This window comes from Shinella sp. WSJ-2 (assembly GCF_003432075.1).
Lineage (GTDB): Bacteria > Pseudomonadota > Alphaproteobacteria > Rhizobiales > Rhizobiaceae > Shinella.
Window position 1 is genome coordinate 176,121 of sequence record NZ_QWBU01000004.1, and the last position, 20,678, is coordinate 196,798.

Consider the following 20,678-nt stretch of genomic DNA (forward strand, 5'->3'; position numbering starts at 1 on the left):
GCGTCGCGGAAACGCCTTTCCCATTGACTCCTGCGACGAGAGGCAGAGGAATTTACCGCGTAAATCCAGCGGGCTCGAAAACCCGCATATTGCGGACAGTTGAAGGAGCGTGAAACGATGGCGGGCAGACTTGAGGGAAAAACGGCAATCATTTCCGGCGGCGCGACCGGCATGGGTGGGGCAGCCTCTCGCCTCTTCGCCCGGGAAGGCGCGCGCGTTGCAATCGTCGATTACAATACGGCCGCAGCGGAAGAAACGGCAGCGGATATCCGCGCCCAGGGCGGCGATGCGCAGGCCTTCACAGCCGATGTCTCGGACGAGGACGCCGTCATCTCGGCCATCAAGGCCGTCGAGGATCGCTATGGCGCCGCCAATGTGCTGTTCAACCATGCCGGCTCGATCATCGTCAAACCCTTCCTCGAAACCACGCTGGAGGAATGGGAGCGGCTGACGGCGATCAATGTACGGTCGATGTTCCTCGTTACGCGTGCCGTGCTGCCCGGCATGATTGCGCGCGGCGGCGGGTCCATCGTCTGCACCTCGTCGATTTCGGCCGTGGCGGCGACGCCAATGGAAGTGCTCTACGGCACGACGAAGGGCGCGGTGCATATGTTCGCCCGCGCGATCGCCGTGGAATTCCGCGATCGCAACATCCGCTGCAACGCCGTCTGCCCCGGCTTCGTGCGCACGCCGCATGGCAACCGCGAGATCGAGGCGCTGAACCGCTATGGCGTGGATGTGTCAGATGCCGCGCTCGCCGCCCAGCAGGGCCGCATCGGCGAACCGGAGGATATCGCGCGCGCCGCTCTTTATCTGGCAAGCGACGAGTCGGAATTCGTCAGCGGCACGCACCTCTTCGTCGACAACGGCTTCACCGCCATCTGACATTTGACGACGGCGCCTTCCCGGCGCCGTCGTGTTTTCGCGCATCAGATGGCGCGCGTGATGCCGCCATCGACGCGGATGTTCTGGCCGGTGATGTAGGCGGCACCTTCGGAGGCGAGGAAGGAGATCGTCGCGGCGACTTCCGCGCTCGTGCCGTAGCGCTTCATCGGTACGCCGTCGCGCCTCTCGTCCGTCGCCGGCAGGCTGTCGATCCAGCCGGGCAGCACGTTGTTCATGCGGATATTGTCCGCTGCATAGGTGTCGGCGAAGATCTTGGTGAAGGAGGCAAGGCCGGCGCGGGCGACGGCCGAGGTCGGGAACATCGCGCTCGGCTCGAAGGCCCAGGCGGTGGAGATGTTGATGATGACGCCGGACTTCTGTTTCTGCATGATCGGCGTCACAAGGCGCGTCGGACGCACCGCATTGAGGAAATAGACGTCGATCCCGGCGTGCCAGTCCTCGTCGGTGAGTTCGAGGATCTGCTTGCGCGGGCCGTGGCCGGCGCTGTTGACCAGTGCATCGACGCGGCCCCAGCGCTCCATGGCGCCATCGACGAGACGCTTCAGGTCGTCATTCGACTGGTTGGAGCCGGTAACGCCGAAGCCGCCGAACTCCGCCGCCAGCGCCTCGCCCTTGCCGGACGACGAGAGCACGCCGATCTTGAAGCCATCCGCTGCCAGCCGCCGTGCGGCTTCCGCGCCCATGCCGCTGCCGCCGGCGGTGATCAATGCGACCTTCTGTTCTGCCATCGAACTATCCTTTCCCGAATGATTGATTGCCCGCATTCTGGCACGGCGACCCCATCCGCGACCAAACAAAAATGCGCTGCTCTTCCTGTAGAAAATCTATTGCATCAGATACCTTTGAACGCCGCACTCTCCTGCAGAAGCCAGGTGCGCACGGCATGGACGGAGGCGGCATGCCGGGATTTTCGCGGCGCGACGACATAGAAATCCACGCCGACCCGCAATTGCGTGCCGAACAAGGGCACGAGACGGCCGGCCGCGATATCCTCCTCGATGAAGAAGCTGCTGGCGAGCGCCAGCCCCTGCCCGCCGATCGCCGCCTCCAGTGCAAGCGACGTCTGGTTGAAGCGGATGTTCTTCGCCGCCATGATCGGTGCGGCCTGCCCCATGGCAAGCTCCAGGAATTGCGGCCAGAAATTATGCGCGTCGTGCAACAGGGCATATCGGTCGAGATTGCCGGGCAACTCCGGAGGGCCAAATTTATCGATGAGCAGCGGGCTGCCGAGTGCAATCACGACATGTTCGAAGAGCAGATCCGCCTGCAGCCCGGGTCCGAAAGGGGGGCGGCCGTAGCGCACGGCGAGATCGACGGCATCCGTCTGAAAATTGGCGATCCTATCGGTGGCGAGGATGCGCAGATCGATGTCGGGATGCGCCGCGGTGAAGTCCGGCAGGCGCGGGATCAGCCATTTCGAAGCGAAGGTCGGGGTGACGCTGATGGTGAGATGCTGCGGCTCGGGCCGCAGGGTCTCCGTCGCCTCGGAGATCAGTTCGAAGGCGCGGCGGATGCTGCCAACATAGCTGCGGCCCGCCTCGGTCATCGCCAGGGCTCTGGGGTGGCGTTCGAAAAGCTTCAGGCCGAGTTCTGCCTCCAGTCCGCGGATCTGCTGCGCCACCGCGCCCTGCGTCACACCAAGCTCCTCCGCCGCGAGCCGGAAATTCAGATGCCGCGTCACGACTTCGAAGACGCGCACGCCGTTGAGTGACGGCAATTTTCCGATGCGGTCGGCCATGACGGGAATCCGAACAAAGAGAAGGGCTTCCCTCATAACAGATTTTCTATCGCATGGGAAAAGAGGAACTCTTTCGACAGCATCCGGGCTGCATGCTAGAAAATCGCAAACACATGCAGCGGAGCAGATCGTGACGGCAACCCTTCTGGCGAAAATCTGGGACCAGCTCGGCGCTGCCGCGACCAGCCGCTCGCCGTTCAACTTCCTCCAGCTTGCCACAGCGGGGCTCGACGGCGCGCCGCAGCTTCGCACCATCGTGCTGAGGCGCTGCGATGCCACCAACGGAACGCTATCTTTCATCACCGACATGCGCTCTCCAAAAATCCGGGAGATCCGCAACGATCCGCGTGTTTCTCTTGTCGGCTTCGATCCAGCCGCGTCGGTTCAGTTGCGCCTTTCCGGTGTCGCCGCAATCAGTGACGATGAAGCGGAAAAGCTGGAGATGTGGCAATCGCTCCGGGAAAGAACGCTGATCCTGTTCGACGCGCCGCATGCGCCGGGAACCGTTCTCGACGACAGCGGCCAGCCGTTGCAGGCCGGCGAACCGTCGGATGAAGAGCCCTACGCGCGTTTTGCGCTCATCACCGTGACGCTGAACCGGCTCGAATGGCTCGACCTGTCCCCGGCAAACCACGTCCGCTGCGCGTTCGAACGGCAAGGGACTACTTGGCACGGCGCATGGCTTGCGCCGTGAATTAACGTTGGCGCGTCATTTCCACTCGTAGGCCTTCGCCGATTTATACGGACGTTCGGAGATGAAGGCCGCGGAGTTTTCCGCCTTCGCGACATACTCCGCGGCATCCGCCTCGTCGTTGAACCCGACGAAGACCATCAGCATAGAGCGCGCGGCCGGATGCCCCTTCTTGCGATAGGAGAAGTTGACGGCGCAGTGCGGGTATTGCGTATCGAGCGCCTGCGCCGCCTCGCCGGTCAGGGCGATGAACTGGCCGAGCGCAAAGAAACGGTCGATAGCGGCGAAGGCCGCGGCCTGCGAAATCTGGCGGTTGGCGTCGTCTGCACTCGGGCGGCCGTAATAAAGACTGTCCGTCTGGCCCTTGCGGCGCTTCGTCTCGTAGACGACGAGACTGCCGGCCGCCGCCAGTTCCAGACGCATGTCGAAGGTCTGGAAGAGATCGGGATTGCGATCCAGTTGCGCAAACAGGGTACGCAGTTCCGCGATAGCATCGGCGTAGAAAGAAACGGGCATCGGCTTCATCCGGTCACAAAGTGCCGTCTGCCTAGCATGCAGGTCTCCGGCAGCAAACCGCTTTAAGCGCTATCGCGCCGAAAACCCTCACTGGCGGTCAAAAGACCCCGCGTATAGTCCTGAGTTACCCTACGGGCGGCGAGATCGTCGGAAGCGAGCTCTTCCACGGCACGGCCGCTCTGCATGACCATCAGCCGGTCGCACATATGTGTGACGACCGCGAGGTCGTGGCTGACCATGACGAAGGTGAGGTTGCGGGTTGCGCGCAGCTGTTCGAGCAGGTTCAACACTTCCGCCTGCACTGAGGCATCGAGCGCCGAGGTCGGCTCGTCGAGCAGCAGGATGGAGGGTTCGAGGATCAGCGCACGGGCAATCGCCACACGCTGGCGCTGGCCGCCGGACAGCTGGTGCGAATAGCGGAATCGGAAGCTCGCACCGAGCCCCACCTCGTCGAGCGCCCGCACGATGCGACCCTCGGTATCGGCAAAACCATGGATCGCCAGCGGTTCCAGCAGCAAGCGGTCGACCGTCTGGCGCGGATGCAGCGAGCCGTAGGGGTCCTGAAAGACCATCTGGACCTTGCGGTAAAAGGCCTTGTCGCGCTTGGCTCCGAGCTTTTGGCCATCGACGGCGATGGTGCCGGACGAGACGGGCGCAAGCCCGGCGACGGCGCGTAGCAGCGTCGATTTCCCCGAGCCGGATTCACCGACGAGACCGAAGGATTCGCCCGGCGCAACCGTCAGGCTGACATCGTCGAGCGCCACGAATTCGTCGTACTCGACGCTGAGGCCGTCTATGGCGAGAGCCGGCGTCATGTTCTCCACTCCGGTTTGCGGTCGAGCACCGGCAACGGATGCCGATCCGCACCGATCTCGGGCATGCAATTGAGCAGGCCGCGCGTATAGGGGTGCTGCGCCTGGGAGAGCTTTGCCGCCGGCAGCTCCTCGACGATGCGGCCGGCATACATGACGATGACGCGGTCGCAGAAGGAGGACACGAGACGCAGGTCATGCGAGATGAAGATCAGCCCCATGCCGCGCTCGGCGACGAGGCGATTGAGGATATCAAGCACGTCGAGTTGCACCGTCACGTCGAGCGCCGAGGTCGGCTCGTCGGCGATCAGCAGTTCGGGGCCGGCGATCAGCATCATGGCGATCATCGCGCGCTGGCCCATGCCGCCGGAGACTTCGTGCGGGTAGAGATCGAAGACGCGCTCGGGATCGCGGATCTGCACGGCGGCGAGCATGTCGAGCGCGCGCTTGCGGGCCTCCGCTCTGCCGACCGGCTCGTGCGTGCGCAACGTCTCGACGATCTGCCGGCCGATGGTCATGACCGGGTTCAGCGAATATTTCGGATCCTGCAGGATCATTGCGATGCGCTTGCCGCGCAGCGCGCGCCGCTCGGCTTTCGAGGCCTTGAGGAGATCGATGCCATTGAAGTCCAGCCGTTTGGCATCGATGATACCGTGTTCGGCGGTGAGCCCCATGATGGCGCGGCCGGTCTGCGACTTGCCGGAGCCGCTCTCACCGACGATGCCGAGCCGCTCGCGGCCGAGTGTGAAGGACACGCCGCGCACCGCCTCGATGACACCCGTGCGTGTCGGGAAGGTGACGCGCAGGTCTTCGACGTTGAGAAGCGCACTCATTGGCCGCTCCCACGCGGATCGAGCGCATCGCGCAGGCCGTCGCCGAGCAGGTTGAAGCCGAGGCTGACGATGAGAATGGCGACACCTGGAGCGGCGGCCACCCACCATTGATCGAGGATGAAGCGGCGGCCCGAGGCGATCATCGCGCCCCATTCCGGCAGCGGCGGCTGCGCGCCAAGGCCGAGGAAGCCAAGACCAGCGGCCGTCAGGATGATGCCCGCCATGTCGAGCGTCACGCGCACGATGAGCGAGGAGATGCAGAGCGGCATGATATGACGCAGCACAATGCGCCAGGGGGATGCGCCTATCAGCTGCACCGCCTGAATGTAGTCGGAATTGCGCACTGTCAGCGTCTCGGCGCGGGCAATGCGGGCATAGGGTGGCCACGAGGTGATAGCAATGGCGATGATGGCGTTGCCGATGCCCGGCCCGAGCGCGGCAACGAAGGCGAGCGCCAGAACGAGTTTAGGAAACGCTAGGAAGATATCGGTGATACGCATCAGCACCGCATCCACCCAGCCGCCCGCATAGCCGGCAACCGTGCCAACGAGAAGGCCGATGGGTGCAGCGATGACCGCGACCAGCAGAACGACCTGTAAGGTCAGCCGCGAACCGTAGATGAGGCGCGAGAGGATGTCGCGGCCTTGGTCGTCCGTGCCGAGCCAGTGAACCGACCCCGGCGGCAGCAGCCGCGCCTTGGCAAGATCGCCGATATAAGGCGAATGGGGCGCGAGCAACGGCGCGAAGATCGCCAGGAAGACGAGGCCGAGAATGATGACGAGGCCGATGACGGCGAGCTTGTTGGCGGTGAACCGCCGCCAGGCGACATAGGCGCGGCCGAGCCGCGCCTGAAGGCGCGATTGCGGCCTGTCGGTCAGGAGCCATTCGCGGCGGGTCATGGTGGTCTCGCTCATCGGGACCTCGTTCGGGGATCGAGCATGCGGTAGAGCACGTCGGAGAGCAGGTTGATGGCGATGAAGACGGAGCCGATGACGATGGTGCCGCCGAGCACCGCGTTCATGTCGGCGTTTTGCAGGGAATTGGTGATGTAGAGGCCAAGGCCCGGCCAGGCGAAGACGGTCTCCGTCAGCACCGAGCCTTCGAGCAGGCCGGCATAGGACAGCGCGATGACGGTGACGAGTGGCACCGCCGCATTGCGCAAGGCATGGCCCCAGATGATGCGGGTCTCCGACAGGCCCTTGGCGCGCGCCGCGACGATATATTCCTGGCCAAGCTCGTTCAGCATGAAGGAGCGCGTCATGCGGCTGATATAGGCGAGCGAGAAATAGCCGAGCAGTGAAGCCGGCAGGATGATGTGCGAGACGATATCTCGGAAGGCCGCCCAATCACGATTGAGGATCGCATCGAGCAGGAAGAAGCCGGTGATCGGCGTAAACGTATATTCGAACACGACATCGATGCGGCCGGGGCCGGAAACCCAGCCGAGACGGGCATAGAAAACAAGCAGCGTCAGCAGGCCGAGCCAGAAGATCGGCACGGAATAGCCGACGAGCCCGATGATGCGGACCACCTGGTCGGTGAAACTGCCGCGCCGGACGGCGGCGAGAACGCCAAGCGGAACGCCGATCAGCGCACCGATGACCGTGCCGACGGTGGCAAGCTCCATCGTCGCTGGAAAGACCCGGCGGATATCGGTCATAACCGGATTTGTCGTCAGCACCGAGGTGCCGAAATCACCGCTCAGTACGCCCTTCATGTAAAGCCAGAACTGTTGGTAATAGGGCAAATCCAGCCCCATCTCCAGCCGCACGCGCTCGACGACATGTGCAGGCGCCCGGTCGCCGACGATCGCCAGCACCGGATCAATCGGCACGACGCGGCCGATGAAAAAGGTTACGGCGAGCAGGCCAAGATAAGTGGTGGCGACGACCACGAGGAAACCCGCCACCGATTTCAGCCTCGCGGAGGCGCGCCGATTGGCGCGCCTTGCAGACTTCTGACTTGCAACAGCGCTCAAGGAGCTGGTCCTTCAGCTCACTGCTTGGTCACGGGCGCGAGGAAGTTCGTATCCATAGACGGACCGAGCTTATAGTTTTTCACCGAACCGCGCAGACCCGCCGCTTCGATCTGCTGGAAGATCATGACAAACGGGCTGGTTTCCAGCGCCTCCTGCTGCAGCTTCTGGTACATTTCGGCGCGCTTTCCGTTGTCGCGCTCCAGAAGCGCGGCCTTGGATTGCGCCGTCAGTTCGGGAATGTCCCAGGCATTGCGCCAGGCGAGCGTCTTGACCGAAGCGTCGTCGCCATTGTCAGGATTGGACGTGAAGGCCTCGCCGTTCGAGTTCGGATCCCAGTAGTCCATGCCCCACTGGCCGATATACAGATCATGGTTGCGGGCGCGGTATTTGGTCAGCGTCTGCTTACCATCGCCAGGAATGATCTCGATCTTCACGCCGGCCTGTCCGGCTGTCTGCTGGAAGGATTCGGCAATGCCCGTCACCGGCTGCGTGTTGCGCACGTCGAAGGTCACGGAGAAGCCGTCCTTCAGGCCAGCCTTTTCCAAGAGTTCCTTGGCCTTCGCCACGTCGAACTTGTAGGGGCTCGCCTCCAGCGCGCCGAGCACGCCCTTGGCCTGATAGGTCTGGCGGATTTCGCCTATGCCCTTGAGCAGCGTCGAGCCGATCGCGTCATAGTCGACGAGATACTTGAAAGCCTCGCGCACCTCGGGCTTCGCAAGGTTGGCGTTCTTCTGGTTGAGGCTGATGTAATAGACCGTGCCCTTCGGCGCGCTGGTCGTCGCAAGATCGGCGTTCTTGGAGACGGCGTCGAGATCGCCCGGCTCCAGGTTGCGCGCGACATCGACGTCGCCGGCTTCCAGCATCAGGCGCTGCGTGGCGCTTTCCTTGACGTGGCGGTAGATGACGCGGGCGAGCGCGGGCTTTTCGCCGTAATAATTGTCGTTGCGTTCAAGCACGAGGATTTCATTGGCGCGCCAGTCGCGAATCTTGAACGGTCCGGAGCCGGCATAGTTGGTCTTTAGCCAGCCATAGCCGAAATCGGTGTCGTATTTGTATTCGTCGCTCGGCGTCTTCGTCTCGGCATGCTCCATCACCAGCTTCTTGTCGATGACGGCGCCGATGGTAGCGGTGAGGCAGTTCAGCACGAAGCTCGGCGCATAGGCCTTGTCGACGGTGAAGACGAAGGTGTTCTCGTCGGCGGCCTTGGCCTTTTCCGTGACATTATCGCCTGTCAGGCCGAACTGGGTCAGGATGAAGGCGGGGCTCTTGTCGAGCTTGACGGCGCGCTCGAAGGACCACGCGACATCCTCGGCTGTGACGGGATTGCCGGAGGCGAACTTGATGCCCGGCTTCAGCTTGAACGTATAGGTGAGGCCGTCGTCGGACACGGTCCAGCTATCGGCAACTCCGCCCTTGACCTTGGTCGTGTCGTTGATGTCGAGGCGCACCAGCATATCATAGGCGTTTCCGATGAATTCGGCCGGCGACAACTCGAAGGATTCTGCCGGATCGAGCGTGATCGTATCGTCGATCGCCCAGGCCTGGACGAGCGTATCGGCCGGCGTTTCGGCGAAGGCCGGCGCCATGCCGCCCGAGACGAGCAGCAGCGAGAAGGCAGCACCTGCGAGCAGCGGACGCATTCGGCTCGAAATCGTTTCCCTGTTCATTTCCGTTCCCCGTTCTTTGACGATGACTCGGCATCCGATGACCGGATGTCATTTTCGTAAGTCAATCATACAATTGGCGGAAAAGACAACCCCTCTTTCTGGCCGTCCCCATCCATCGAAAACAGCCGCCCGAGAGCCATGGATTTCGAGGCAAAACGTCTTTACTCCTTCCATGGACCGGAGCGCAGCCTGCGCCGGGTGCATGGAGTGAGGGGAAACGCATGATTGTCGGAATAACGGTCCTGCTGGTCTTTCAATTGATCGGCGAAGTGGCGGCCTATTTTCTCGGCGGCTTCGTGCCTGGCCCGGTCATCGGCATGGCCATGATCGCCGTGGTGCTGACGCTGACCGGTGGCGTGAAGACGCTTCAACCGGCGCATCAGCAGACCCTGGAGACGTCGCGGTCCATCCTCGCCAATCTCGGCATCCTCTTCGTGCCGGCCGGCGTCGGCATCATCCAGCATCTCGATCTTATCCGCGACCGGGGTTTTGCGCTGCTCGCCATCGTGCTGCTGTCGACGGTAATCACGCTGACGGTGACCGTCTGGGTCTTCATTCTGGTGAAGCGTCTGACCGGTTGCTACGCCGATGAATAGTGCGCTCTGGGTCTATCTCGCCACCTCTCCCCTGCTCTGGCTGGCGGGAACGCTGGTTGTCTGGCTGGCCGCAACCGCCATTGCGGGCCTGCGTCCCGGCAATCCCTTGCTCAATCCGATCATGCTGACGATCGCCGTCATCGCCATGGTACTCTGCCTCGCCGGTATCGATTACAAGACCTATTTCGAGGGCGCGCAGTTCATCCATTTTCTGCTCGGGCCGGCGACCGTCGCGCTCGGCATTCCGCTTTACGAAAAGCTCTCGCTGGTGAAGAGCAATCTGGTGCCGATGCTCGCCGCCCTCATTGCCGGCAGCCTCACCGCCGTCGGCGCGACGGTCTTCTTCGCCCATCTTCTCGGCTTCTCCTCGTCCGTCGTCGCGTCGCTTGCGCCGAAATCCACCACGGCGGCCGTCGCTATGGCGATTTCCTCCGGCCTCAACGGCGATCCGGCGCTGACCGCCGCCGTCGTCGTGCTCACCGGCATCTGCGGCGCCATCATCGTCACACCGATGATGAACGCCATGCGCATCAAGGACTACAGCGCCCGCGGCTTTGCCGTCGGCCTTGCCTCGCACGGCATCGGCACTGCGCGCGCCTATTCCGTGGATCCGGTCGCGGGTCTGTTTTCCGGCATCGCCATGGGCCTCAACGCCGTCCTGACCTCGCTGATCGTCCATCTCTTCCTCTAACCGCAGCGAAGGCGGCGCCCATAGACGTCTCCAGCCAAGAGCCTGCTTGATCTTCGGCCGCTTTGCTGACAGGAGCCGGGAGGTGCGGACGATCGGGTCGGCACCGTCAGGAGGCCGATGATGCATTCCACTCCCCAGAACCATGCCCACCCGCTTGGCTTCCTCATAGCCTTCGGCACCGGTGGCCTGCTGGCGCTGATGGTGCAATTCAACGGTGCGCTTGCCCATTATGGCAATTCGCTGTTCGCCTCCTGGACCGCCCATGCGGCGGGGACCGTCGCGGCACTGCTTTTTCTCCTCGTTTTGCCCCGTCGGCGCCCATCTTCGCAACCAAGGCCGCCCGCGCCGCTCTGGGCCTATCTCGGCGGCCTCTCGGGCGCGGCAACCGTCGTGCTCTCCTCCATGGCGGTCAATTCGCCCGCCGGCCTGCCTGGCACGCTGGCGCTTGGGCTCGCAGGGCAATTGCTCTTTGGTCTCGTCGCCGATGGCTGGGGCCTGTTCGGGCTGCCGAAACGGCGTATCACATTCAGGGATTTCGCAGCCCTCGCCCTCGTGCTCGCCGGCAGCCTGCTGATCCTTCTGGCCGGGAAGGGCGCAGCATGAGCCCGTTTATTCTGATTGTAGGTGCTGCCGGCCTGCTCGTCGGCCTCAGCCGCCAGCTCAACGGCCGTCTCAGCCTCTCGACCTCGCCGCTGATCGCCTCCTTCTGGAATCACGTCGTCGGCTTCATCGCATTGACGCTACTCGGCCTTGCCGTCGGCGGCCTGTGGCCGGCCGGCGCTTTGAATGCGCCTTGGTACGCCTATCTCGGGGGCCCGATCGGCGTCGTCTTCGTGGCGCTCAGCAGTTGGCTCGTCGCCCGCATCGGTGCCGTCAATACGGCACTTCTCATCATCGGCGGCCAGATGGTGTGCGGCCTTGCTATCGATCTGCTTCAGTCCGGTCGGCTCTCGCTCTGGCTCTCAAGCCTCGGCGTCGTGCTCATCATGGCCGGCATGGTGGTCGCTCAGCGCCGGCCGCGCGAATAGACCCCAAAGGCGATCCCATCATCGATATTCGCACAGCCCGGCACCCCGTCTCGAAATGAGGCACGGCGGCATCCGCGCATTGCCTGCGGTCCGCCGATCGCTGGCATTCGATTCAAATTTTCTGATCGGCCTTGAGGGTTTGCGCACCGCGACACGCCTCGCAATCATGAGTAGCTTGGTTCGGTCGGCGAGCCGGTTAGGGTCCACGCGGCGCCATGACGGCGCCGATTCGAGGAAATGAACATGCCGCAGCGACGCTTCCGCTCGCCCCTACCCGAAATGCCGCCCACCGAACGCCTAGCCCGTGCCATCCGCAATATCGACAAGCGCTTGGAGCAGGCACGCGGCAACGGTCAAACCATTCCGTTCTGCGCCTATCGCGCCCGCCGCATCCTGCAGGACGCGCTCAACCGCTGTCGGGAAACGGGGAACGCCGGCCAGACTGCTGAACATCGCCTCTGCCGGAGCGCGCATGTTCCGGAAGAACCTAAAGATTTCAGGGGTTGCCGTAATGCGCCGTTGCAGACAGATTTGCCGGCTCGCGAATGCAATCGCGACACGCATGCCTATGAGGGGAAGAGTATGGCGTATGATTGGACCGGCGAATCCACCCGAAAGCGCAACCGTCTGAAACTGGTTTCCGCCCTGATTCTGAGCCTCATGATCGTCGTAGGCCTGCCACTCGCCATCACGCCCCTCCTCTAAGATTTTCGCACGCCTTGGCAATCCGCCGCCCCTCGAGAGGATGCGGCGGCGATTCCACTCGCATTCGCGCGCTACTGCGCGTGACCCGATGATGTGCAGCCGTACGATTTCAAAGAAGGCATTTACACGAGTCAAAACACTCTATAATTGTGTCTTTATAATTTCACAACTATAAGTTTGGATGACATGGATGAGCATTCTTGGCGCCCTCCCGGAAGGTCTCGTTTGCCGGCCCATCGACGGAGCCGATTTCGATGATGTGATAAGCTGCCTGGAGCGGGGGTTTCCCGAGCGACCAAGACATCATTGGCAGAAGGCGCTTGCGCGCATGGGGCGACGGCCGGTTGTGGATGACCTGCCGCAATACGGCTATGTTCTGGACACTGCCGGGCAGATCGTCGGCGTCATGCTGACCCTGTTCTTTCGCCATGGCGCGGATGAAGGCATCCGCTGCAATCTCTCCAGCTGGGCCGTCGACGAGGCGTTTCGGGCCTATGCCGGCAAGCTGATCATGACGGCGATGCGTCGCCGCGATGTAACCTATCTCAGCATTACGCCGGCGCCTGTAACCTTGAAGGTGACGGAGGCGCTGCGTTTCAAGCGTTTTGCCGAGGGGCAGCACGCATTCCTGCCCTTGCTGAGCTTTTCAGGAGGCGGCCGAACGGTCGCGGCGCGGCCGGATACGCCGGAGCTCGATGCGTTGACGCAAAACGAGCGCCATATCCTGCTCGAACACGCCGCGCTTGGCTGCGACGCGTTCGTCTGTATCAGGAACGGCGTCACCTATCCCTTCGTTTTCAAGGCGCGAAGCGTGCTGCGCGGGCTCGTGCCGTGCAGCCAGGTCATCTACTGCCGCTCACACGCCGATCTCAGCCTCTGTGCCGGTGCACTGGGCCGGCACCTTCTGCGCGAAGGGAAGATCTTGGGCATCGTCGATGCCTGCGGGCCGATACAGGGATTGTTGGGCCGTTACTTTGCCGGCGTCGGGCCGAAATATGCCAAGGGGCCGAACCCACCCTGGCCCGGCGATCTCGCCTTTACGGAATTCGTCGTCTTCGGCTCGTGATGGTGCACAATCTTGCCATAGACGTCATCGTGCCACGGGAAAAACCGCGCCGCTGGCAGCGCGTGCTGATAGAGCGGCTTATCGCGGAAGGGCATGACGTCGCCGTGCTGCACGACAAGACGGCAAAGCCTTGGCCGGCCGCGGTGCATATCCTTCTTTCACTGGAACGAACCTTGTTGCGCAAACCGGGAAAGGCACTTTCCGTCCGCCTTAACACCATCGCGCAAATGCCCCGGCAACGCCTGCCCGCTCTGCGCCTCGATCTGACCGGCGATGCGGTTTCCGTTGATGTACCGACGCTAACGCTTCGCTTCGATGGCGCTGTCCTCGATCTGGCCGTCGCCGTCTGCGTCGCCATGGGACGACTTCCGGCCCTTGAAGCCGTCCTCGACGGAAAAACCATAGTCGGACGGGCCTTTCCCATGATCGACCGGCGCGAAACAACCGTATTCGGCCTTGAAGACGTGCTCGCACGAGCGGTGACGCTGCTTGTGTCAATGGTGCGCGCCTTCGCCGAAAGGCGCCTTGTCTCTCTTGGTACACCCGTACCAGCGCACGCGGCGGTGGGTTTCACACGCGCCTATGTCCTGCGGTCCCTGCCGCGCCTGGGCCGGGAGGCATGGCGTCGCCTGCGCTTCCGGCATGCCCATTGGCGGATCGGCTACCGGTGTCGCGACGGGGAAGGCGTCGCTGAAACCGGACAGCTCGGCACGGGCTGGCAGATACTGCCGGACGACGGCAATTGCTTCTATGCCGATCCCTTCCCCTTCCATTGGCAAGGTCGCGCCTACCTCTTCGTCGAGGACTACGTCCATGCCATCGGCAAAGCTGCAATTTCCGTCGTGCCCTTCGACGACACGGGAAAATCACAGGCTCCAAGAGTCGTTTTGGAAGAACCGCACCATCTTTCCTATCCGCAGGTCTTCGCACGGGACGGCGCAGTCTGGATGCTTCCGGAAGCAAGCGCGGGCGGACGGCTCGTCCTCTACCGCGCCGTGGATTTTCCGGATCGATGGACGGCAGAAGCGGTGTTGCTCGAAGGTGAAATCTCCGACGCGACCCTGCTCGAACATGGCGGGAAACTCTGGCTGTTCGCCACGCATCGCGACGGCCACGGCAGCACATCCGATACGCTCGTGGTGTTTTCCGCCCCTGTTCTCACCGGCCCCTGGAAGCCGCACGCGTTGAACCCGATCCTCATCGACCGGCGTCGGGCGCGGCCGGGCGGCGCCTTCATTCGGGACGGATCGGGACGCCTTTTTCTGCCGGTGCAGGACGGAACGCTCGGCTATGGCGGCGGACTTGGCCTTGCGGAACTTCTGGCGCTCGACGACACCACGGTCCGCTTTTCCGAACCGCGCACCATCCGGACGGACGGCGACTGGCCCTATCAGCGCATTCACACGCTCAACCGCTCCGGACCGCTCGAGGTGATCGACGGCATTGCCGTGGTGCGCAAACGGCCGGGCAGCAGCAGAGCCTCATAGGCCGCGCACATCCCGTCGGGCGCATATTGCTGCCTGAGCCGCCGTCCGGCGACGGAGAGACTGGCAGCCAGTTTCGGATCCGAGAAAAGAGCGGTCAGCCCAGCAGCGAAACCGTCCGCATCCGACGGCACGAAAAGTGCAGACGGCGCCCCCTCGGCTGTCGTCAGCACCTCCTTCAGCACATCCAGATCGGCCGCAACGACCGGCAGGCCGGCCACCGCGGCCTCGACGGCGGCAAGGCCAAAGGTTTCCGTCATCGAGGCGAAAGCATAGACGTCCCCTGCGGCGAGAAACTCGAAAATCCGGGCCGGTGGCACCTCGCCCACGAGATGCAGGCGACTGCGCACATGAAGGGTCTCGGCAAGCGCCACAAGGTGCGCTTCCTCCGGCCCCGCCCCCGCGATGGCGAGGTGCACGTCAGGGATCAGCGCCAGCGCGCGAACGAGGGCCGCCTGGTTCTTGGAAGGCGCGAGGCGGCCGGAGGACAGCACGATCGTGGCCCCGTGCGGCAGGCCGAAGGCTTTACGCGCAACCGTTCGGTCGAAAGCACTGGTGGGAGCGGCAACGCCGTGATCGATACGATGCAGGCGTTCGCGATAGGCCGCCGGAAAGGCATCGAACTGCGTTTGCGTCCACGCGGAATTGACGACGTTGCGATGATAGAGACCCACCCTCCCCATCAGCCGATCGATCCGCGTCAGCAGCCCGCGCATGCCATGCGCCTGCGGCGCGCCGCTCTGGTTGGCGACAATGGTGGCGGCGCCGCAAAACCGGGCGGCGAGCGTGCCGGCAATGTTGCCGTAATGCTGGAACGAGAGGACAGCATCCGGCCGCGCCTTGCGCATATAGCCGACGAGACCAAGCACCGCGCGCATCTGGCCAAACGCTCCCCGTGGCGGCTCGGCGAGGATGAAATCGGCATGTGGATCGCTGTTGTAAACATCGGTCTTGCGGTAGAGGAAGACCGTCCGCACGTCGTGCCCACGCGCCCGCAGCCCCTCGCCCAGCATATCGGAAATGCGTTGCGCCCCACCGGCTTCCGCCTGCGTCTGAACCTGGATGATCTTCATGAGCGGCCTTTCAGTAGAAGGCGGACGGCGGTGGCGTCCTGCCCGGTGAAGAACCCGAAGACGGACGGATCGATACCGATCTGCCGGCGGGTGATCGTCGCGCCGAGCATGCACCAGGCCGCCATCGTGCCGGCCATGCCGAGCGCCGCGCCGACCGGACCGAGCAAAAGGGTCAGCCCGGCCGTGACGGCAAGGCCGAGCGTGTTGACGACGACCAGCGTGCGAAAAAGCTCCCGCTGCAGGCCCGTCAGTTGCATGGTGAGCTCCGTCGGCCCGCAGGCCGTGCCGATGACGGCGCCGAGGCCGAGAAGGATCAGCGCAGCGTGCAGCGTGCCGGTCGCATAGGCGGGGTCGAAGATGGCGAGGATGGGCCGACCGAACAGCACGAACACGACAAGCATGGCAAGAGCCAGCGCAAAACCGCCGATGGCCGCAAGGCCGGTCAGGCGCTGCACATGCTCGCGCTCGCCCCGGTGAAAGGCACCTGATATCTGTGGTGCAACCGCCTGGTTGATGCCGTTCAACGCCAGCACCGCAAGACGCATGACGCGGTCGGCGACAAAAATCCCGCCCGCCGCCTCCGGCCCGAGGATCGCCGCGACCAGAAGCGTGCTCGCCTGCCCGAGCGCCGGCGGCAGCGCCGTGACACCCCAGAGACCGAGCGTCACCGTATTGAACTCTGCCTTCTGCGCCGGCGTCAGCGGTCCGCGCAAGTTGCGGTATGTGTCGCGCAGGAGAATGATCGTCTGTGGCAGAACGCAAAGGAGAAGCAGCCCTGCCGAGAGCGTTGTCGCAGTGACCGCACTCAGGCCCTGCGCGAAAAAGCCGGAGAAGGCGAAGACCAGGATAGCCACCACGCGCCACACGATATCGCGCGGCAAGAGGCCGCCGAAGAGGTCGTTCTTGGCGCGCAGGGCGCAGGCTGTGAATTCCGACCAGCCGAGCGCAAGCGTCAATCCGGCGGTTGCCAGAATGAGCGACTGCCATTCCGGCACGCCGGCGATGGGCATAAGCGCAACCGCCGCGACAAGCAGCGTGGAAACGGTAAGGCCTATCAGGGTCAGGCGCATCGCTCGGACCATCAGGCCGTTGGCCGATGCGATATCCCCGATGCCGGCATATTGCGGCCAGAAGCGCAAGACGGCGGCGTGCTGGCCGACAATCGAGAAAAAGGAAACAAGGCTCGCCCCCGCATAGGCCGTGCTGAACAGTCCGAATTGCCGCTGATCCGTCACCATGGCCGCGGCCATGAAGAGCAGGAAGGTGAGGCCGGCGCTCGCAAGCTTAATGATGCCGGCAGCGGCGCCGTGCCGGACGAGCGTGCGGATCGGAAGTCGTTCGCCTTTGGACACGAAATACCCTATAAATGGAATTCTCTGTCACGATGCGCTCAATGCGCGCATTCCGGGATAGACTCAATCCCGCCGCGGCGCTATCGAAAACGCTCGCAATGGTTACTTTCGAAATCTTTAACCATACCTGTGGTAGTAACTCTTTTGACAACCTGACCGTTCGGGCAGGTGTAAAAGGCAGAGACGGCAGGCATGGCAGCGCTGGATTCAACCGGGAACCTGTTTCCGCCCCTGTTCGACGTGGGGGCCGTGGGCGCGCGGATGTGGCGTCGCCGCCTGAGGATTCTTGCGCTGACTGCCGGTGCGCTGGCGCTTGCGCTTGTCTACCTCGCCGTGACCAAGCCGACCTATACGGCCACCGCCTCCCTGCTGATCGACCCTCGCGATGCGCGCTCCACCAATTTCGAAACCGTGCTGCCCGGCATCGGCGCCGACAGTGCGGCCGTGGCGAGCCAGGTCTTCGTCATCCAATCGCGCGACCTGCTGATGGCCGTCTTCGAGAGCGAGCGGATCGCCGAGGATCCGGAGTTTGCCGGTCACGGCCTGTTCTCCTTTTTGGGCGGCACAGACAAGCCGGGGAAGGATGCGGTCTTCCGGCGCTTCGAGCGGCGTGTCACGGTGGAGCGGGCGGGGCTGACCTATGTCATCGACGTCAGCTTCAAGTCTTCCTCCGCGCAAAAGGCGGCCCGGATCGCCAATGCCATCGTCGAACGCTATAGGGCCGGCCTTTCGGACGAGCGCGAAAGCGCCAATGCGGATGTCAACACCAGGCTCGCCGAGCGAACGGCCGCCCTGCAGCAGAACGTCACGGAGGCGGACCGTGCGGTGGGCGCCTTCCGCATCGCGCATGAAATTCTCGATCCCGCTGCCGGCGGCACGCTGAAGGACCAGATCGACCAGCTTACCACCCAGCTGATCGACGCCCGCACGAGCGCCAACCAGGCGACCGGGCGCTACGAGCAGGCCGTCGCGGCAGGCGCATCTCCCGAGGCGCTCGAGAAACTGTCGGACATCGTCTCCTCCGCTGCAATCGACCGCCTGCGCGCCGACTACAACCAGCGCGCGGCCGAACTTGCCAATGCCGAAGCCATCTATCAGGCACGCCACCCGACGATCCGCCGCCTGCGCTCGGAGCTTTCCCGCACGCAGACGCTGATGGGCAAGGAGGCAGAACGCATCGCCCGCGAGTTGAAGGCCAAGCGCGACCTCGCCAACGAGGCGGTTGCGACGATCGAGGCAAAGCTTGCGGCCTTGCGCAGCCAGACGCAGGCGGCCGATGCCGCGCAGGTGGAATTGCGGCGGCTGGAAGCGAAGGCCGAAGCTGCCCGCAGCGTGCTCGACGATATGCTCAAGCGGGCGGAGGAAACCGCACAGATGCGGGGACTTCAGCGCTCGGAAGCCCGGGTGATCGGCGTCGCCGCACCGCCCGTGCAGCCGACGTGGCCGACGCCGATGCTTCTCCTGCCCGTCAGCGCCGCCCTCGGCCTGCTCGTCGGCTGTGGCCTTGCTGTGGCGGGAGGGCCTGTCGGCGCGAGAGAGCGGGACTTCGAGGGTGTGGACACCGGGAACGGCAAGCATGCAACGACCGGTATCTCCGCGTTGCAGCCTATTTTGTCCGCGCCCCGCGAAGAGACTGATAGGGAGGGCAGGATGAAGGGACAGGAGGTGCTCACCCAGTCTTTCCCCGACAAGGCACGAAGCGGACGAACCTCCTTGGGCGCGGTTTCGGAAGACAACGACGCGGCAGAGAATGAGGACGACGCTTCTGCCGGGGCACGCCCTGAAGATTTGGGGCGCTACGACCTTCCCGGTGTTGCGGGCATGGCGGTGCCCGCCCGCATCCGAACCCTGCGACGACGCTTTCTCCGGCAGGGCGGCGAAGCGTTTTCCCGAAGCCTGCTGGCGCTTGTCCGGCGCATTGCCGCGCGTCTTACCGACGATGCCGCGCCGCATATGCTGCTGGTCTCCTCATTGCGCGATCCGGCCGAGGCGCGGCTTGCTTGCGCAATGATCGGCATCAGCCTTCAGCAGGCCGTGCAAAACGTGCTCGTCGTTGAATTCTCAAGCCACCGGCTTCAGGACGGCGGCAGGAGCGGCATTTTCATCAACGGCGCCAGCGGCCTGGCAACGATCGTGTGCCCTCTCGGCGGCGACCGGCCTTTCGCCCTCGATGAAACGCTCACCGCGGATTTCGACTTCGTTCTGCTGCTCGCTCCATCGCTTGCCAACCGGGATTGGAATACCGCTTTCTTCGCCGCGGCCGATCTGATGCTCTTCGCCCTTCCTCCTGCCGAAACACTTGAAAAGGCGCAAAATCAGCTTCGCCGACACCTCGGCGCAAAGAACATCGGACGCAGCGCCACGCTGGTCATCGCCGCAGGGGAGACAGCCGGCATGACCTTCGCTGTGCCCGGAGCTGCCTCGTGACGCCGGCATGCGGCATCGCCAGCCACGGCGTGCTGACACGCCGCAGCTTGTTGTCTCTGGCGGGGGCCGTTGCACTTGCCGTGGCCGGCTCACATCTCGCCCGCGCCAAAACCGCAGCACCCTCGCGCGGTATCAATATAGCCGGCTGGTTCGACAAGGAGGATGGCGTCGCCCCTGCGGCTACGGTGCTGGAAAAGCTCCGCCATTCAGGTTTCGAAACCGTGCGCCTTCCCATCGACGGCGATGTCACCCTTGCCGGTGCGCCGGCCTTGCAAGCCATTCGGCAGGGCATCGAGACGCTTCTTGCCGCCGGCTTCGCCGTCCTGGCGGACCTGCATCCCGCCGGCCCGCTTCACACAGCACTCCGCACCGATCCCGTGGCCGGCGGAGAACGGGTGGCGCAAGCCTGGATGGCGCTCCGCCCCGTCATCGCCGATCTGCCCGCAGACCGGGTCTATCCGGAACTTCTCAACGAGCCGCCGATGGCACCCGCCAACTGGCTGCCCCTCCGCGACCGGCTGGCCGCCATCCTGCGCGCCGCGTGCCCGAAACACACGATCGTCTGGGGACCGGCACCGGACCAGGGCATCTGGCAACTCCCGGACACGCCGCCGCTCGATGACGCCAGGCAGATCGCCGCGGTGCATTTCTATGCGCCGACGGCCTTCACCCATCAGTGCCAGACATGGGGCGCGTCCCCCCTCGCCCGCATTCGCGACCTGCCCTTCCCCGCGACACGCGACATGCCGGCCATCAGGAAGAGTATCGTCGCCCTTCGCAGCGCGGGCAATACGGAAGCAGCCCAGCTCCTCGAAGCACAGCTGGCAACGGACTGGACGGAAGCGGTCATCCGCGCGCAATTCCGCCAGGCCGCCGAATGGTCCGCCGCCACCCACTGCCCGGTCATGCTCAATGAATTCGGCGTGCTCGATTTCTGCGTCGATGCCGCCAGCCGCCAGGCCTGGACACGCGCGGTGCGGCGTGCGGCGGAGGCGCACGGCATTGGCTGGGCCTGGTGGGAACTCGACCAAGGCTTCGGCCTGATCAAGGACCGCACGCGCACCGAGGGCTTCGATGAAGCGATGCTCGCAGCGCTTTTCGAGGATGGGCCGTGA

The 20,678-nt window shown here is 63.9% G+C and carries 21 protein-coding genes; 11 read left to right on the forward strand and 10 right to left on the reverse strand.

Annotated elements, in window-relative coordinates:
- The first annotated feature begins 117 nt into the window (after positions 1-117).
- Positions 118-885: an SDR family oxidoreductase gene (locus tag D0Y60_RS11675; RefSeq protein WP_117370414.1), complete on the forward strand. Its 768-nt coding sequence runs from the start codon at positions 118-120 to the stop codon at positions 883-885.
- A gap of 44 nt (positions 886-929) precedes the next feature.
- Here D0Y60_RS11675 and D0Y60_RS11680 read toward each other — a convergent pair whose 3' ends face one another.
- The gene (locus tag D0Y60_RS11680) at positions 930-1,634 is read right to left on the reverse strand and encodes an SDR family oxidoreductase (RefSeq protein WP_117370060.1); all 705 of its coding nucleotides are present in this window, start codon (positions 1,632-1,634) and stop codon (positions 930-932) included.
- Positions 1,635-1,738: 104 nt separating this feature from the next.
- Positions 1,739-2,644: a transcriptional regulator GcvA gene (gcvA, locus tag D0Y60_RS11685; RefSeq protein ID WP_199564161.1), complete on the reverse strand. Its 906-nt coding sequence runs from the start codon at positions 2,642-2,644 to the stop codon at positions 1,739-1,741.
- A gap of 130 nt (positions 2,645-2,774) precedes the next feature.
- Between gcvA and D0Y60_RS11690 the strand changes: the two genes are divergently transcribed.
- Positions 2,775-3,338, forward strand: a complete 564-nt coding sequence (locus D0Y60_RS11690) for a pyridoxamine 5'-phosphate oxidase family protein (protein WP_199564162.1) — start codon at positions 2,775-2,777, stop codon at positions 3,336-3,338.
- A 15-nt stretch (positions 3,339-3,353) separates the two neighbouring features.
- On the opposite strand, the gene D0Y60_RS11695 is transcribed toward D0Y60_RS11690, so the two are convergent.
- From D0Y60_RS11695 to D0Y60_RS11720, 6 genes are all read right to left on the reverse strand, one after another.
- Positions 3,354-3,851: a hypothetical protein gene (locus tag D0Y60_RS11695; protein WP_147324524.1), complete on the reverse strand. Its 498-nt coding sequence runs from the start codon at positions 3,849-3,851 to the stop codon at positions 3,354-3,356.
- Positions 3,852-3,913: 62 nt separating this feature from the next.
- Positions 3,914-4,666, reverse strand: a complete 753-nt coding sequence (locus D0Y60_RS11700) for an ABC transporter ATP-binding protein (RefSeq protein ID WP_117370064.1) — start codon at positions 4,664-4,666, stop codon at positions 3,914-3,916.
- A complete protein-coding gene (locus D0Y60_RS11705) occupies positions 4,663-5,496 on the reverse strand; it encodes an ABC transporter ATP-binding protein (RefSeq protein WP_117370066.1) in 834 nt (277 codons plus the stop codon). Before D0Y60_RS11705 ends, D0Y60_RS11700 begins: the two co-directional genes overlap by 4 nt.
- Positions 5,493-6,410 (reverse strand): nickel transporter permease, encoded by a 918-nt coding sequence (gene nikC / locus D0Y60_RS11710; RefSeq protein WP_117370068.1) that lies wholly within the window; start codon positions 6,408-6,410, stop codon positions 5,493-5,495. Before nikC ends, D0Y60_RS11705 begins: the two co-directional genes overlap by 4 nt.
- Positions 6,407-7,474 (reverse strand): ABC transporter permease, encoded by a 1,068-nt coding sequence (locus D0Y60_RS11715; protein ID WP_117370070.1) that lies wholly within the window; start codon positions 7,472-7,474, stop codon positions 6,407-6,409. Before D0Y60_RS11715 ends, nikC begins: the two co-directional genes overlap by 4 nt.
- 17 nt (positions 7,475-7,491) lie before the next feature.
- Positions 7,492-9,141: an ABC transporter substrate-binding protein gene (locus D0Y60_RS11720; protein WP_199564163.1), complete on the reverse strand. Its 1,650-nt coding sequence runs from the start codon at positions 9,139-9,141 to the stop codon at positions 7,492-7,494.
- Between the two features lie 221 nt (positions 9,142-9,362).
- On the opposite strand from D0Y60_RS11720, the gene D0Y60_RS11725 reads away from it, so the two are divergent.
- From D0Y60_RS11725 to D0Y60_RS11755, 7 genes are all read left to right on the forward strand, one after another.
- The gene (locus D0Y60_RS11725; protein ID WP_117370074.1) at positions 9,363-9,737 is read left to right on the forward strand and encodes a CidA/LrgA family protein; all 375 of its coding nucleotides are present in this window, start codon (positions 9,363-9,365) and stop codon (positions 9,735-9,737) included.
- Positions 9,730-10,428, forward strand: a complete 699-nt coding sequence (locus tag D0Y60_RS11730) for an LrgB family protein (protein WP_117370076.1) — start codon at positions 9,730-9,732, stop codon at positions 10,426-10,428. Before D0Y60_RS11725 ends, D0Y60_RS11730 begins: the two co-directional genes overlap by 8 nt.
- 120 nt (positions 10,429-10,548) lie before the next feature.
- The gene (locus D0Y60_RS11735; RefSeq protein WP_117370417.1) at positions 10,549-11,031 is read left to right on the forward strand and encodes a DMT family transporter; all 483 of its coding nucleotides are present in this window, start codon (positions 10,549-10,551) and stop codon (positions 11,029-11,031) included.
- Positions 11,028-11,456 carry a DMT family transporter gene (locus D0Y60_RS11740; protein WP_117370078.1) on the forward strand — a complete coding sequence of 143 codons (429 nt, stop codon included), beginning with the start codon at positions 11,028-11,030 and terminating at the stop codon, positions 11,454-11,456. Before D0Y60_RS11735 ends, D0Y60_RS11740 begins: the two co-directional genes overlap by 4 nt.
- A 243-nt stretch (positions 11,457-11,699) precedes the next feature.
- The gene (locus D0Y60_RS11745; RefSeq protein WP_117370080.1) at positions 11,700-12,161 is read left to right on the forward strand and encodes a hypothetical protein; all 462 of its coding nucleotides are present in this window, start codon (positions 11,700-11,702) and stop codon (positions 12,159-12,161) included.
- Positions 12,162-12,351: 190 nt separating this feature from the next.
- Complete coding sequence (locus D0Y60_RS11750) at positions 12,352-13,227, forward strand: hypothetical protein (protein WP_245409160.1); 876 nt, start codon at positions 12,352-12,354, stop codon at positions 13,225-13,227.
- Positions 13,227-14,714 carry a hypothetical protein gene (locus D0Y60_RS11755; RefSeq protein ID WP_117370082.1) on the forward strand — a complete coding sequence of 496 codons (1,488 nt, stop codon included), beginning with the start codon at positions 13,227-13,229 and terminating at the stop codon, positions 14,712-14,714. Before D0Y60_RS11750 ends, D0Y60_RS11755 begins: the two co-directional genes overlap by 1 nt.
- On the opposite strand, the gene D0Y60_RS11760 is transcribed toward D0Y60_RS11755, so the two are convergent.
- A complete protein-coding gene (locus D0Y60_RS11760) occupies positions 14,627-15,784 on the reverse strand; it encodes a glycosyltransferase family 4 protein (protein WP_117370084.1) in 1,158 nt (385 codons plus the stop codon). The genes D0Y60_RS11755 and D0Y60_RS11760 overlap by 88 nt on opposite strands.
- Complete coding sequence (locus tag D0Y60_RS11765; RefSeq protein WP_117370085.1) at positions 15,781-17,136, reverse strand: lipopolysaccharide biosynthesis protein; 1,356 nt, start codon at positions 17,134-17,136, stop codon at positions 15,781-15,783. Before D0Y60_RS11765 ends, D0Y60_RS11760 begins: the two co-directional genes overlap by 4 nt.
- Positions 17,137-17,328: 192 nt before the next feature.
- Here D0Y60_RS11765 and D0Y60_RS11770 point away from each other — a divergent pair, with 192 nt between their 5' ends.
- Entirely contained in the window at positions 17,329-19,563 is a 2,235-nt protein-coding gene (locus D0Y60_RS11770; protein WP_117370086.1) for a GumC family protein, read from the forward strand.
- Complete coding sequence (locus D0Y60_RS11775) at positions 19,560-20,678, forward strand: cellulase family glycosylhydrolase (RefSeq protein ID WP_117370088.1); 1,119 nt, start codon at positions 19,560-19,562, stop codon at positions 20,676-20,678. The genes D0Y60_RS11770 and D0Y60_RS11775 overlap by 4 nt, the downstream gene beginning before the upstream one ends.